Raw genomic sequence first — 13,929 nt, forward strand, 5'->3', positions numbered from 1 at the left:
TTAACAACTACACATGGACTTCACCAGACGACGATTGCTGACCGCGACGGCGGGAGCGGCCGGTGCGGGCCTGCTCGCCGGCTGTCTCGACGGTGCGGCGGACGGTGCGGATCCGGGGTCGGAATCGGGCGGCCCGGTCGCCCAGTCGACGTTCTTCGTCTTCGGCGATATCACCGCCCAGGTGGCCGGCGACGCGGCCGACGCGGAGCTACTCGTTCCGGTGGGCCAGCACGGCCACGGCTGGGAGCCCGGGCCGAGCGTCCGGGAGGACGTCCACGACGCCGACCTGCTCGTCCACGGGATGACGGGATTCCAGCCGTGGGTCGACGGGATCATCGGGGACCTCGAAGCCGACGGGTCGGACGTGGCGACGGTCGACGTGAGCAGCGGGGTCGACCTGTTGGCACCGGGCGCCGGGCACGACGAGGAACACCACGACGAAGCACACGACGACCACGAGGAGACGCACGACGAGGCAGACCACGAGGAGCACTCCGAATCGGACGCGCACGACGACGAAGAGACCCACAGCGAGCAGACGCACGACGACCACGAGGGCGACGACCACGACGCCTCCCACGAGGAGGACCACGAAGGCGACGACCACGACCACGGTAACGCGGACCCGCACTTCTGGATGGACCCGCTCCGGGTACGGGACGCGGTCGAAACCGTCCGGGCGGCGCTCGTCGACGTCGACTCCGAGAACGCGGACGCCTACGACACCAACGCCGACGAGTTCACCGCTCGGCTGGCGGACCTGCACGAGCGCATCGAGTCGACGGTCGCCGAGGCGTCGACGGACACCGTCCTCGTCGCCGGCCACGACTCGTTCCAGTACTTCGCGGACCGCTACGACGTCGAGGTCGCGGCGCTGACGAACGTCTCGCCCGACGACCGGCCGTCGACGCGCGACGTCGAGCGCGCCCAGTCGATCATCGACGAACACGACCTGCGGTACGTCTGTGCGGACCCGCTGGAGTCCCAGGAGGCGGCCGAGCAACTCGTCGCCGAGACGGACGCCGAGGCGGTGCTGCCCCTGACCGCGATGCCCGGGCTCACCGACGAGTGGGAGCGGGAGGACTGGGGGTACGTCGACGTCGTGGAAAACGTAAACCTTCCAACGCTGGAGCGCGCACTCGACGTATAATGGCCGTCGTCGAAGCCACCGACGTCACCTTCTCCTACGGCGACCGGCCGGTCGTCGAGGACGTCTCCCTCGCTATCGAGGAGGGGGCGTTCCTGGGACTGGTCGGGCCGAACGGGTCGGGGAAGACGACGCTGCTCGAACTGCTGATCGGCCTGCGTCGCCCGGACAGCGGCTCGGTGACGCTGTTCGGCCACCCGGCCCACGAGTCCCGCGACGGCCACCGAATCGGGTTCGTCCCGCAAGACGTCGCGACGGCGAACGGGCGGATGCCGACGACGGTCCGGGAGGCGGTCCGGATGGGGCGGTATCCCCGAAATCTGGTGGGGCGTTTCACCGGCGCAGACAGGCGCGCCGTCGACGACGCGCTGGCGCGCGTCGGGATCGCAGCTCTCGCTGATCGGCGCGTCGGCCGACTTTCGGGCGGCCAGCGCCAGCGGGTGTTCATCGCCCGCGCGCTCGCCGCCGAGGCCGACCTGCTCGCGCTCGACGAGCCGACGGTGGGCGTCGACGCGGAGTCCCGGGAGGGGTTCTACGACCTGCTGCACGAGCTGAACGACGAGGGGATCACGGTCGTCCTCATCGAACACGACATCGGCGTCGTCACGACCCACGCCTCGGAGATCGCCTGCCTCAACCGGGAGCTGTTCTTCCACGGCGACCCCGAGACCTTCGTCGAGACCGACGCGCTGGCCGAGGCCTACGGTGGCGCCCAGTCCATCGTCCACCACCAGCACTGATGGCGGTGACACTCCTTTCCCAGTCGACAGCTGCCCTCTCGCTCGTCCAGGTCGGTGTATTCGACGGCCTCGTCGAACTGATCCTCGACGACGTCTGGGGAACCGTCCTCGACCTCCTCGCCGCCCTGACCGGCGTCGAGATGCTGGGCTACCCGTTCATGCAGCGGGCCTACCTCGCGGCGGTGTGCATCGCCGTCATCGGCCCGCTCGTCGGGAGCTTCCTGGTCCACCGGGAGATGGCGATGATCGGCGACACGCTGGCTCACTCCGCGTTCGCCGGCGTCGCCGCAGGGCTGTTCGTCAATTCGGCGTTCGCCGTGACGGTGCCGCCACTGCTGACGGCGTTGCTCGTGGCCGCACTCGCCGCGCTGGTCGTCCAGACGCTCGTCGACTACGCCGGCGCCTACCGGGACACGTCACTCGCCATCGTGCTGACGGGGTCGTTCGCGGTGGGGAGCGTGCTCGTCACCGCGACGGACGGCGGCATCGCCGTCGGCATCAACGCCTACCTCTTCGGCTCGCTGGCGACGGTTTCGCGAGCCAACGCCGCCATCCTGGGTCTCCTGAGCGTCGTCGTCACGCTCGGCGTCACCGTCGCGTACCGACCGCTCGTGTACGTCACCTTCGACGAGGTCGGCGCCCGCGCCGCTGGCCTGGACGTCACGCGATACAACCAGTTGCTCGCGGTGCTGACCGCGGTGGTCGTCGTCGGCGCGATGCAGATTATGGGCGTCATCCTCGTCGCCGCGATGCTGGTGATCCCTGTCGCGGCGGCGACCGGTGTCCGCGGTTTCAAGCGGTCGATAGGTGCGGCGGTGTGTGCCGGCCTGGTCGCCACGGTCGCCGGGGTCACGCTGTCGTACGTCTACGACGTCGCCGCGGGCGGGACCATCGTGCTGGTGGCCATCGCCGTCTACGCGGGCGCGACGCTCGCTACGCGGGTCCGGTGACTGAGGTCATCGACCCACTGCTCCTCACACAGGTGCCGGATGCATGCCACAGGCGGTGGGCCGGTCTCCTATTCCTCGCCGACGGTGACGCGCTCGCCCGACGCCGCAGACTCGAATATCGCCGCCAGCGCGTCGGCGTGGGCGACGCTCTCCGCGCGGTCGAGCCGCGGTGTCTCGCCGTGTTCGACGCGGTCGGCGAAGTGTTCGACCTCCAGGCGGTAGTGGTCGGTCGCCTCGAAGCGCTCGGTCACTTCCCGGCCGTCGACGGCGTAGGTGAGCGACGTCTCGTTTTCGACGCCGACGTCGAAGGAGGGCTCGGCGCGGAGCCAGCCGTCGGTCGTCTCGACGCGATAGTACTGGGTCAGTGGCGTCTCGAAGCCGCACTGGACGCGGGCGACGGCGCCGGAGTCGTACTCGAGGACGCCGGCCATCTCGGTGTCGACGCCGCAGTCGCGCCCGTCGTGGGTGGTCGCGTACACGCGGTCGGGTTCGCCGAGGAAGAGTCGCGCCGCGTTGACGGCGTAGGTGCCGACGTCGAGTATCGAGCCGCCCTCCAGGTCGGGGTCGAGCCGGATGTCCTCGGCGCCGTCGGGCATCCGGAACGTGAACGTGGACGTGACCGCGCGGACCTCGCCGAGTTCCGTCTCCACGATTTCGGCGGCGCGTTCGGTGAGCGGGTGGAAGCGATACATGAACGCCTCCATCAGGGTGACGCCGCGCTCCTCGCAGTAGTCGAAGACGGCGGCCGTCTCGCTCGGGTCGCCGGTGACGGGCTTCTCGCAGAGGACGTGGAGGCCGGCGTCGGCGGCGGCCCGGATCCACTCGGCGTGGAGGCCGTTGGGCAGTGGAATGTACACCGCGTCGACGTCGGCTTCCGCGAGGAGTTCGTCGTAGCTCCCGTAGGACTCGGGGATGCCCAGGTCCGCGGCGACCGCCTCGGCACGGTCGCCGTCGCGCGAGGCGATGGCGGCGACCTCGTGGTCGCTCGCGGCTATCGCGGGGATCACCGATTCGACGCCGATGTCTGCCGTGCTGAGTACACCGAATCGCATAGCTAGGTATATTCGGACTGCAACCTAAACTCATGGGAACCGACAACGCATGTTGTGAACGATTGGTGTCACGTCGCTGACCGTCGACGGGGGGCATCGCGGGTCGTACGGATCAACCGTCGATCGTGAGACGGGGGAAGAGCTAGAGGCCGGCCCGCCGCTGGTCGCAGCTTGCTCGATAGCCACGTCCACGCCCGGGGACCACCGGGCGCGGACCACCCTGGGTGAACGGGCCGCGGGTCGACGTCCTCGACGGGTTCGACGTCGTCTTCGACGCGACCGGTCACCACACCGGCGTCGGGACGGCTGTCGAGCAGCTGCAGAAGCGCGGCCAGATCCTCGACGTCGGTGCTGTCTCGACTCGATACCGGGAGACGACGCCCGGGTGGCGACTCCCCGGGAGGGGATTGTGACTGTTCGGAAAACGCCGAACGCTCGGTTCGATATTCATTCGGACGAATAAATACTATCTACTGACACGTATCTACTGGAGATGGCGAACGATACCAACGATCGAGACGCAGCGAGTAGATCAGTATCGAGTGACGACGCTGTTAGCGGAAACCTCTCCCGACGACAGGTTCTCCGGTCGACCAGTCTCACGGCGCTGACCATCGGAGCACCGGGGTTGGCCGCCGCTGACTCCGCTGCTGGGGACGCCGAGATCTCGGACGCGACCCGGCAAGAGGTCCGAAACGTCGTCCACACGGCGGGATTCTGCGAAGTGAGTGACAAGGTGGCTGAAGAGCGCGGTCGATCTCGACGGCGCGGCGACGCGGGGAGTATTCGGCGTGAACTCGACATGCAGAGCGCCGCAGTCCTCCGAAAGCCCAACGAGACGGGATACGTCCTGGCCGCTCCGATGGTCGGCGACGACGACTTCGAACCGCTAGACTCGGCGAGGGGGCTTCGAGCCCACTACGCCGATGGTTCGGCCAACGTGACATTCAACGCCGACGAGGCGGCGTCGGCATCTTCCGCGACGAGACCGGCGCGGACAACACAATTCCCGGTGCGGCGAGCGTCCCCGCCGTCAAAGAAGGTCTGGAGCTGGCGGGTCTCTACGGCGGGTCGGTCCGGGAACCGATCCGACCGCTCACGGCCGACCAGCGCGAGCGCGCACGCGAACTGTACGGCCGCCTCGACGACGAGATCGACCGGCTGGTCGACTAATTTCGTTCAGACCCCCTCGAACGACCAGCGCTGGTTGTCGCCGCCGGTCCAGGGCCACTGGAGGACGTTCGCACCGTCCTCCGTGGAGGCGCCCTCGACGTCGGCGACCTTGCCGCTGTGGGCGTTCTCCAGGCGGTAGGTGCCGTCACCGTTGTCGACGAACCGCCAGCGCTGGCAGGCGTGGCCAGTGTCGGCCCACTGGCGGACGTTGGCGCCGTCGCTGGTGTCGGCGTTCGCGACTTCCAGCAGTTTTCCGCTGTGGGCGTTGCTGAGCGTGTACGTGCCGTCGCCGTTCGAAGAGAGGTCCCACTCCTGGCAGGGGTGGCCGGTGTCGGCGTACTGGCGGACGTTGGCGCCGTCGCTGGTGTCGGCAGCGGCTACCTCCAGCAGTTTGCCGCTGTTGGCACTGACAGCGCGGTACCGGCCGTCACTTATCGGCGTGTCGCCTGTGCCGCCGTCGCCACCGCTGCCACCGTCGCCGCCTCCGCTCCCGCTTCCACCGGTGCCACCAGCACAGTTGGTGTTGCCGCTGACGGTCGTGTTCGAAGCGTAAGTCTCGATGGCACCGCTCCCGTTGCCGCAGAAGTCGTTGTTCTGAATCGTGTTCGCCTCCGTGTCCGGCCCGGTCTCGTAGACGCCGTATGAGCCGTTGTCGTGGATCTGGAGATTCTCGACCGTGACGTTCCGCGTGTAGGGGTGCTCGTTCGAGTCCCGGGAGTCGATGCGGACGCCCTCGCCGTCGCTCCCGGTGATCGACCCGCCGCGGATGGCGGTGTCGCGGGTGTCCTGTACGAGCGCACCCGACCCGCAACTCTCGAGAGCGACCTCGTCGATGGTGATGCCGCGGCTGCCCGAGACGGTGAACACCCCGCGGCCGCAGTCGACGGCGTCGACCCGACCGACCGAGATCTCCGGGCCGGCGTCGTTCGCACAGCGAAAGCCCGCGTAGCCGCCGCCCTCGTCGCACCGGGTCGCGTCGACGTGGTCGACGGTGGCGCCGCTCGTATCGTTGAGGAGCAACCCGCAGCCGGTGTCGACGTCCGTCGCCGTCACGGTCCCGACGTCGATGTCGTCGACGCCGTAGGTCTCGACGGCGTGGGTGCTCGAACCACTGATGGTCGCGGAGTCGAGCGTGACGTTCCGCGTCCGCGGGCCGTCGCGCCCGTCGATGCGGATGCCCAGACCGGTGGACAGATCCATCGTGACGTCGCCGATGACCACGTCGGTGCAGTGAGAGATCCGGATCCCGTACCGGGGATTCCCGGTGACGGTCAGGCGGGGAATCTCGATGGCCTCGGCGTTCTGGGCGCGGACCGGGACGACCCACGGTTCGCCCGAGTCGGTCACGTCGATGGATCCCGGGACGTCGAAGACGGTGTAACTCGGCAGGTCGACGGCTCGCAGGCTCCCCGCACTCCCCGTCGACCCGGTCGCCTCGACGCGGACCGTCTCCTTCGCCGTGCGGCCGGGGGTCAGGCTGTCGACGGCCGCCTGCATGGCGTCGAGGAAGTCCCCGCCGGCGTACACCTCGGAGCTGCCGTTCTCGGCGACGAACTGTCCCCCGCTGTTCGAGACGAGGGCATCGTGACTGTCCGCCTGGGCCGCCCCGATCGCACTCGTCGCCAGGCCTGCGCCGGCCAGGGCAATGGCCCGTCGCCGGGTGAGGTGCGTCCTGTCACCGCTCGGCCTCCGCTCGTCCGTCTCCGCTCTCTCGTCTGTTCCACCCGTGACACCGTCGCTCCTGTGACGCTGGTTCGACATGGATTGCGGGCTATCCTACACCGGTGGTGTCAATTATTATCCATGTGGTATGTCCTCGAACACCGGAGAAAACAGTGACTACTGTTCCCCACACGGGAACGTAAGTTGGCCGTAGTACTGGACGGTGCTCGAGCCACTGAAACCGAAACACTCGGGCATATCGCTTCTCTATCCCGATATTCTACCGATAGCCTGGCCGATCAACTGTCGTCAGTCCGAGGCGGCTGTCCGCTTCTATTGCCGAATGCGTTCGCGCCTGCCGAACGAAGGCACGTCGGCTGTTAGAGGCCGTAAACCCGCGTATCGCGAAGAATTATTATCGGGTGAGTGAATAGTTCGTCGCGAATGGTGGCGATACAGGGCGAAATCCTCACAAAACTAGTTCTGTAACGGTTCGGACTGCGGGAACCGGATCCGAGTACTCGTGGCTGGCCGTCCCGGTGGCAACCAGGTGACGACCGGTCAGTGACGAAACGCTACATCGACAGCGGTCGACGCAGATTCCGGTCCTCGTCGAGTATTCGTCTCTCGTTCGGTGACACCGGAATATTTATTATCTTTTCATATATACCACTGGATGGTATGTCCAAACACGACAGGCGGTACGCGGACGTCGTCGACAGGCGGAAATTCCTCGCGGTTACGGGGGCGTCTGGCGTCGCCGCACTCGCAGGCTGCAGTGGTGATGGGGACGGGTCAGACGGCTCAGACGGATCTGACGGGTCCGGTGACGGTTCGGATGGCTCCGGTGACGGGGGCGACGGCGGTGACGGTGGCGTCATCGACAAGACGCACGCCAGCGCACTGCAGGCCAACCCGAACGACCGAACGGTAAACCCCCATCACACGCAGAACGCCTCCGAACCGGCGACACAGCTCGTGTTCGACCGGTACGCGGCGTACTCCTTCGAGTCCGAGGAGTTCATCATGTCTGCGCTCGAGAACTGGGAGTTCGACGGGACGACGGTCACCCTGAAGTTCCGCGACGACCTCACCTGGTCCGACGGGAGCCAGGTAACCACCGAGGACATCGACGTCCAGTTCAAGATACGGAAGATGACGGGCGACGCGATCTGGGGGTTCGTCGAGAGCACCGAGGTCGTCGACGACCTGACCTACCAGCTGAACCTGACCGGCGAGACGAACCCGGTGATGGTGAAACACCAGCTCGCGAACATGTGGGTGGACACGCCCGCCGCCGTGTTCGAGCAGTTCCTCGACCAGGACGCCTCCGAGGTCCAGACGTGGTACTGGGAGGACAGCGACGAGGAGGTCCTCACGAGCGCGGGCTGGAAGTACGTCGACCGGAACCAGCAGGAGTGGAACTTCGAGCGCAACCCAGAGTTCCGCAAGGCGGACAACATCAACTTCTCGAACTACAAGTTCGACGCCTACCAGGAAGCGAGCGTCCCCCAGCAGGACTTCACTGCGGGAAGCCGCTTCGACAGTAACTGGAGCATGTTCGCCCCGCCGGAGACGGTCGAGGGGTTCCAGGACCACGTCGTCGAGGTGCGGTCCATCCCCGCCAAGTGGGGCTACGGGATGGTGTTCAACCACGACGACCCGGTCTTCGGCGACCGCGCGGTGCGACAGGCCATCGCCTACGTCGTCAACCGCGAGGAACTCGTCTCCAACGCGGGCCCACGCACGAAGTTCCCGGCGAGTGTCCCCTGTGGCATCGCGCCGAAGAACATCGACCAGTGGCTCGGTGACACGAAGAGCAACTTCAACGACTACGGCGTCGGCGAGAGCGACACCGAGTCGGCGACGCAGGTCCTCGAGGACGCGGGCTACTCGAAGTCCGGCGACACCTGGCAGACCCCAGACGGCGAGGCCATCAGCGCCGAGTACCTCACCCCGGCTGGCTGGTCCGACTTCACGACGATGACCAACACCATCGTCGACCGGCTCAGCGACTTCGGTTTCGACCTGACCGTCGCGAGCCAGCCGACAAGCGACTGGCAGGGCTCGCTGATCGACAGCAACTTCAAAATCGGGACGTTCTACTGGCTGCCCGGCCAGGCCCGGTCTGCGTTCCCGTACTACCCGCTGCGCCACCAGCTGGTGAACGACGCCATCAGCGGCGGACACAACTACCCGGCCGAGGAAGAGCAGACCATCCCCTCGATGGACGGCGACGGCGAGACGACGCTCGTCCCCCTCGACAAGGTCGACGAGATCGGAACCGTCCCGACCAACGAGGAGGCGATGCCGATCGTCCAGGAAGCGGCCTGGCACAACAACGTCGACCTGCCGATGCTCTCGCTGGTCTCCAAGTTCGAGCAGTCCTGGGTCACGAACGACGAGTGGACCCTCGCCGAGGAAGGCGACGTCGACCGCAGCATCAAGTGGCCGCCCTTCTGGCTGCCCCGAGAAGGCAAGATGGAGGCCCAGGAGTAGGGACGACACCTCACCTCCCGCCGTCGACCACGGCGGAAGCGCGGTAACTGCGGCTGCCGATCCACTATTTTCTCCGTCCACTCCCGCCCAGCTTCGCGAACTTCGTGTTGAGCTCGATGACGTTCGCCGCTCGCCTGGCCTCCTCGGCGAGTTCGTCGTGGATGCGGTCGTGGGTGACCCGACTGGCCGGGCCGGTGACGCTGACCGCGCCCAGTACCGTCTCGTCGCTCGTGACGGGCGCGGCGACGCACCGCAGGCCCTCGATGTTCTCCTCGTCGTCGATGCCGTAGCCCCGCTCACGGATGGTGTCCAGTTCGGCGGCGAGTGCTTCGGCGCTCGTTATCGTCGTCGGCGTCTGGGCCTCGAAGCGCTGGGCCTGGATAATCTCGCAGGCCCGGTCGTCGGGAAGGGACGCGAGGATGGTCTTGCCGAGCGCCGTCGCGTACATCGGCTGCTGGGTTCCCACGCGCGAGGCCGTCTCGACGGCGCGCTCGCCGGCCTGCTTGTAGAGGTACGACAGCTGCCCGTGCTCTTCGATCCCGAACTGGGCGACCTCGCCGGTCTCGGCGGCGAGTGCGTCCACCTCCTCACGGATCACGTCGTAGTTCCCCACCTGGTCTCTGACGTGGGTCGCCATGTCGAGGATGCGGAGGCTGAGCCGGTAGCCGTCACCGTCCCGGACGACGATCCGCTGGGCTTCGAGCGTCCGCAGGTGGCTGTGGATCGTGCTCTTCGAGTGGTCGAGTAACTCCGCGAGCTCCGTCACGCCGGCGCTGCCGGTCTCCTGTAGCGCGTCGATGACGGCGAACGCTATCTCCACCGACTGGATCGTGCGTCCGGAGTCGTCCACCACGCCGTCTGTCATGGGAGGGCAATAGAAGAGCGCGGTCTTAAACCGTTCGGCACTGGGGAACGCAGCTGGTGCCTGGAACGACCCGGTGGTTCAGGAGAGCACATCCGCGCCCGCGACGTCGTAGTCCGTGAGGTACTCGCGCTCGGCATCGACCATGTCGGCGAACAGTGACTCGGCGTCGGCTGGGTCGAGCGTCCCGGTCGAGAACAGCCCTGGTGGTTGCCACCGGGTGGGATCTCTCGTGCGTGTGCAGGCGCGTTCGCCGTCGGCCGAGCCGGGGCGAGCGGCAAGTCACGTTCGGCGGCCAAAGGTTTACTTCGCCGCCTGCTGAGTTCGGATCCATGGCTGCATCATCCGGGGAGGTGCCCCACTGCCGACCGACAGACCTGCGCGTCGAGTACGAGGACGCGCCAGAGAACGTCGACCCGACCGGGTCGCCCCGGTTCTCCTGGTGTGTCGAGGCCGACGGACGCGGGGCCGGACAGACTGCCTATCGACTCGTCGTCGGTCGCGACCGTGACGCAGTCGCCGACGGACGGGGCCCCCTCTGGGACTCCGGTCGCGTCGACGCGACCCGTTCGACGGACGTCGACTACGACGGGCCGTCCCTGGGGTCGGACGAGACCTACTACTGGTCGGTGAAGGTCTGGGACGGTGACGAGGAGACCGACTGGGCGACACCGTCCCGGTTCGCGACGGCGCTGGACCCGGAGCGATGGCGGGGCGACTGGATCGCTCACCAGCCCGGTGGGGGTGACACGAACGGCTGGCGGAGCCAGTGGCGTCGGCCAGCGGCGGACGCCGAGGAGTGGGTCCAGGTGGACCTGGGCGAGACGCGCGAGGTCTCGGCCGTCGCGCTCCACGGGGCCGAACCGGTCGACGTCGTCCGGACGCCGGACGACAGCGTCGTCACCATCTCCTGGGACGAGAACCCCCTCGAGGGGTTCGGCTTTCCCGGGGCCTACCGCGTCGAGGTGGCCGAGGACCCCGACTTCGGGAACGCGACGGTCGTCGCCGACGTCGCGTTCGAGGCGGACGACGAGGCGGTCCAGGACGGCGTCCCGACGGACGACGACGTCCCGGTCCAGACACACGAGGACGTCGGCGTCAGCGGCCGGTACGTCCGGGTGACGGCGACCGACCTGTTCGAGGTGACGCCGTCGACGTGGGACACGTCCAACAACCGGAGTGACGACCGGCGCGTCGCACGCGCCAGCGCGTGGCAGTGCTTCGCGCTCGCTGCGCTCTCCGTCGAGGACCCGGCCGGCGCCGAACTCGCGACCGACGGCGTCGTCGAGTCTTCCTCGTCCTTCGAGACGGACACCTGGGGGCGCGAACAGCTCGTGAACGGACACACCTCGTCCAGGGCCGGCTCCAGTTCGCCGCTGCTCCGGACCGAGTTCGACCTCGAGGAGCCCGTCCGGTCGGCGCGACTCCACGTCGCCGCCGTCGGCTACGGCGAACTGTACGTCAACGGCGACCGGGTCGGCGACCGGAAGCTCGACCCGGCGTGGACGGACTACGAGAAGCGCGTCCTCTACACGAGCCACGACCTCACCGACCGGCTCGAGGAGGGCCCGAACGCCGTGGGGCTGTGGCTCGGTCGCGGCTGGTTCGCCAAGAGCAGTTCCTACTGGGTGAGCGACGGCTCCCCGCGAACGCGTGCGATGCTCAACGTGGAGTTCGCGGACGGGACGACGCGGCGCGTCGCGACCAGCGCGGACTGGCAGGCGACCGAGAGCCCGCTGCTCGAGAACGACATCTACGACGGCGAGACCTACGACGCGCGCCAGGAGGAAGACGGCTGGAGTTCGCCGGGCTTCGACGCCTCCTCGTGGGCTACCGCGACAGTGGTCGACGCCCCCGGCGGGGCGCTCCGGCCCGAACGTATCGAACCGATGCGCGTCGTCGACAGCTTCGACGTCGAGGCGGTCCACGACCGCGAGGACGGACCGATCCTCGACTTCGGCCAGAACCTCACCGGCTGGGTCGAACTGACGGTCGACGACCCGGAGGCCGGCGACGAGGTGACGATACGCCACGCCGAGGCGCTCACCGAGGACGGCGACCTCTCCACCATCGACCTCCGGTCGGCCGACGCGACCGACACCTACGTCGCCCGCGGCGCGGACAGCGAGACGTACGAACCGCGCTTCACCTACCACGGCTTCCGCTACGCGCAGGTCACGGGCTACCCCGGCGAACTGGATCCGAACAACGTGACGGCGAAGGCCGTCCACACGGCGATGGACCGTCGCGGTGAGTTCGCCTGCTCGAACGAGGAGCTCAACCAGCTCCAGCACAACGCGGTCTGGGGGCTGCGCGGCAACACCCACTCGATCCCCGAGGACTGCCCGCAGCGCGACGAACGGTTCGGCTGGACCGGCGACGCCCACATCTCCACCCGGTCGCTGCTGTTCAACTACGACGCCGTCCGCTTCGACGAGAAGTGGGCCCGGGACCACGACGACGTCGCCTCGGACATGGGGTACGTTCCGGACGTCATCCCGAACAAGGCCACCGAGGACCCGGCAGACCCCACCTGGTCCATCACGCGCGTCGTTGTCCCGTGGTACCTCTACCGCCACGACGGCGACGAGGGGATCCTCCGCGAGCAGTACGAGGGGATGCGCGAGTACGTCGACTACTGGTACGAGAACGCCGAAGACGGCATCCTCCCGGACGACTACGGCAAGTTCGGCGACTGGCTGACCTTCGAGAACGCGGACGGGCGCCGCGGCCTGCCCCACCACCTGTTCAACACCGCGTTCCTCTACCAGGTCGTCGACACCTTCGCGAAGATCGCGGCCGTCCTCGACAACGAGACGGACGCGGCAGCCTACCGTGAGCGTGCCGAGCACGTCGCGGATGCGTTCGACGACCGCTACTTCGACGCCAAGGCGGGATCCTACGGGCCCGGGACACAGTCGTCCTACTCCGTCCCGCTGTTCCTCGGGCTGGTGCCCGACGAGCACGTCGACGACGTCGCCGCAAACCTCGCCGAGAAGGTCCGCGCCGACGGCGGGAAGCTGAAGACCGGCTTCCTCGGGACGCGACCGCTGATCCACACGCTCGCCGACCACGGCTACGCCGACCTGGCCTACGAGGTCGTCAGCCAGCCCGAACAGCCCGGCTGGGTGTACATGGTCCGCAACGGTGCGACGACGATGTGGGAGCGCTGGGACTCCGACGGCCGCGTCGGGGACGGGATGAACTCGTTCAACCATTCGCCGTTCACCCACGTCTCCGAGTTCTTCTACGAGGTGCTCGCCGGCATCCGCATCGGCGACCGGCCGGTGACCGACCACGTGACGGTCGCTCCCTCGCTCGTCGACGACCTCGAGTGGGTCGCCGCGACGCTCGACACCCGGAACGGCGAACTGGCCGTCGAGTGGGAGCGCGACGGCGACGGCGGGTACGAACTGTCCGTCACCGTCCCCTGGAACGGTCGGGCGACGGTCCGGCTCCCGGCCGACGCGGACGCCTCGATTTCCGAAGGGGGCGTCCCGCTGACGGAAGGCGCCCCCGACGGCGTGCGCTCCGTGGAACGCGACGGCGACGAACTCGTCGTCGACGTCGGGTCCGGCGAGTACGGCTTCGCCGTCGAGTAGGCGGATCAGTATCGTCGTTGAGCAGGCGGACCGTTTCCTTTCCGTCACTTTTCGGCCGCCACGCTGGCCCTGGCGTTTTTCTCGGGTCTCGGAACCTGTCCGGAGGCCGGTTTCTTGGTGACGTCGCTCGTGGGCGCCCCTTCCGGTGGCGGCGAGGTCGCTCAAGCAGGCGACCGGGACGATCGAACGCCGATAGCGACGTCTGCACCCCTCTGCACCGGGGAGACCGACGATGTCGAACG

Annotated in this window: 9 protein-coding genes and 1 pseudogene; 7 read left to right on the forward strand and 3 right to left on the reverse strand. The window is 67.8% G+C overall.

Annotated elements, in window-relative coordinates; all coding sequences use genetic code 11:
* Positions 1–13: 13 nt before the first annotated feature.
* Genes BM337_RS04290 through BM337_RS04300 form a run of 3 tightly spaced genes read left to right on the forward strand, consistent with a single transcriptional unit; the run spans position 14 to position 2,837 of the window.
* Positions 14–1,150: a metal ABC transporter substrate-binding protein gene (locus BM337_RS04290; protein ID WP_089814236.1), complete on the forward strand. Its 1,137-nt coding sequence runs from the start codon at positions 14–16 to the stop codon at positions 1,148–1,150.
* Positions 1,150–1,887 carry a metal ABC transporter ATP-binding protein gene (locus BM337_RS04295; protein WP_089814238.1) on the forward strand — a complete coding sequence of 246 codons (738 nt, stop codon included), beginning with the start codon at positions 1,150–1,152 and terminating at the stop codon, positions 1,885–1,887. The genes BM337_RS04290 and BM337_RS04295 overlap by 1 nt, the downstream gene beginning before the upstream one ends.
* Entirely contained in the window at positions 1,887–2,837 is a 951-nt protein-coding gene (locus tag BM337_RS04300) for a metal ABC transporter permease (RefSeq protein ID WP_089814240.1), read from the forward strand. Before BM337_RS04295 ends, BM337_RS04300 begins: the two co-directional genes overlap by 1 nt.
* Positions 2,838–2,905: 68 nt before the next feature.
* On the opposite strand, the gene BM337_RS04305 is transcribed toward BM337_RS04300, so the two are convergent.
* Positions 2,906–3,889 carry a Gfo/Idh/MocA family protein gene (locus tag BM337_RS04305; RefSeq protein ID WP_089814241.1) on the reverse strand — a complete coding sequence of 328 codons (984 nt, stop codon included), beginning with the start codon at positions 3,887–3,889 and terminating at the stop codon, positions 2,906–2,908.
* 224 nt (positions 3,890–4,113) lie between these two features.
* On the opposite strand from BM337_RS04305, the gene BM337_RS04310 reads away from it, so the two are divergent.
* Complete coding sequence (locus tag BM337_RS04310) at positions 4,114–4,302, forward strand: MDR/zinc-dependent alcohol dehydrogenase-like family protein (RefSeq protein ID WP_089814243.1); 189 nt, start codon at positions 4,114–4,116, stop codon at positions 4,300–4,302.
* Positions 4,303–4,864: 562 nt separating this feature from the next.
* Positions 4,865–5,062: pseudogene (locus tag BM337_RS21850) on the forward strand (dihydrodipicolinate synthase family protein); the annotation flags it as partial.
* Between the two features lie 6 nt (positions 5,063–5,068).
* Here the strand turns inward: BM337_RS21850 and BM337_RS04320 are convergent.
* On the reverse strand, positions 5,069–6,823 hold the full coding sequence (locus BM337_RS04320; RefSeq protein WP_089814245.1) for an RICIN domain-containing protein: 1,755 nt from the start codon (positions 6,821–6,823) through the stop codon (positions 5,069–5,071).
* A gap of 582 nt (positions 6,824–7,405) precedes the next feature.
* Between BM337_RS04320 and BM337_RS04325 the strand changes: the two genes are divergently transcribed.
* Positions 7,406–9,223, forward strand: a complete 1,818-nt coding sequence (locus BM337_RS04325) for an ABC transporter substrate-binding protein (protein ID WP_089814247.1) — start codon at positions 7,406–7,408, stop codon at positions 9,221–9,223.
* A gap of 64 nt (positions 9,224–9,287) precedes the next feature.
* On the opposite strand, the gene BM337_RS04330 is transcribed toward BM337_RS04325, so the two are convergent.
* The gene (locus BM337_RS04330; protein WP_089814249.1) at positions 9,288–10,088 is read right to left on the reverse strand and encodes an IclR family transcriptional regulator; all 801 of its coding nucleotides are present in this window, start codon (positions 10,086–10,088) and stop codon (positions 9,288–9,290) included.
* 329 nt (positions 10,089–10,417) lie between these two features.
* On the opposite strand from BM337_RS04330, the gene BM337_RS04335 reads away from it, so the two are divergent.
* Positions 10,418–13,687, forward strand: a complete 3,270-nt coding sequence (locus tag BM337_RS04335; protein ID WP_089814251.1) for a family 78 glycoside hydrolase catalytic domain — start codon at positions 10,418–10,420, stop codon at positions 13,685–13,687.
* Positions 13,688–13,929 lie beyond the last annotated feature (242 nt).

The organism is Halomicrobium zhouii, assembly GCF_900114435.1.
Taxonomy (GTDB): Archaea; Halobacteriota; Halobacteria; order Halobacteriales; family Haloarculaceae; genus Halomicrobium; species Halomicrobium zhouii.

What these genes read in the sequence shown, in the direction of transcription:
- BM337_RS04290 (WP_089814236.1), top strand. Translation starts at nt 14, where the DNA reads ATGGACTTCACCAGACGACGATTGCTGACCGCGACGGCGGGAGCGGCC.
- BM337_RS04295 (WP_089814238.1), top strand. Translation starts at nt 1,150, where the DNA reads ATGGCCGTCGTCGAAGCCACCGACGTCACCTTCTCCTACGGCGACCGG.
- BM337_RS04300 (WP_089814240.1), top strand. Translation starts at nt 1,887, where the DNA reads ATGGCGGTGACACTCCTTTCCCAGTCGACAGCTGCCCTCTCGCTCGTC.
- BM337_RS04305 (WP_089814241.1), bottom strand. Translation starts at nt 3,889, where the DNA reads ATGCGATTCGGTGTACTCAGCACGGCAGACATCGGCGTCGAATCGGTG.
- BM337_RS04320 (WP_089814245.1), bottom strand. Translation starts at nt 6,823, where the DNA reads ATGTCGAACCAGCGTCACAGGAGCGACGGTGTCACGGGTGGAACAGAC.
- BM337_RS04325 (WP_089814247.1), top strand. Translation starts at nt 7,406, where the DNA reads ATGTCCAAACACGACAGGCGGTACGCGGACGTCGTCGACAGGCGGAAA.
- BM337_RS04330 (WP_089814249.1), bottom strand. Translation starts at nt 10,088, where the DNA reads ATGACAGACGGCGTGGTGGACGACTCCGGACGCACGATCCAGTCGGTG.
- BM337_RS04335 (WP_089814251.1), top strand. Translation starts at nt 10,418, where the DNA reads ATGGCTGCATCATCCGGGGAGGTGCCCCACTGCCGACCGACAGACCTG.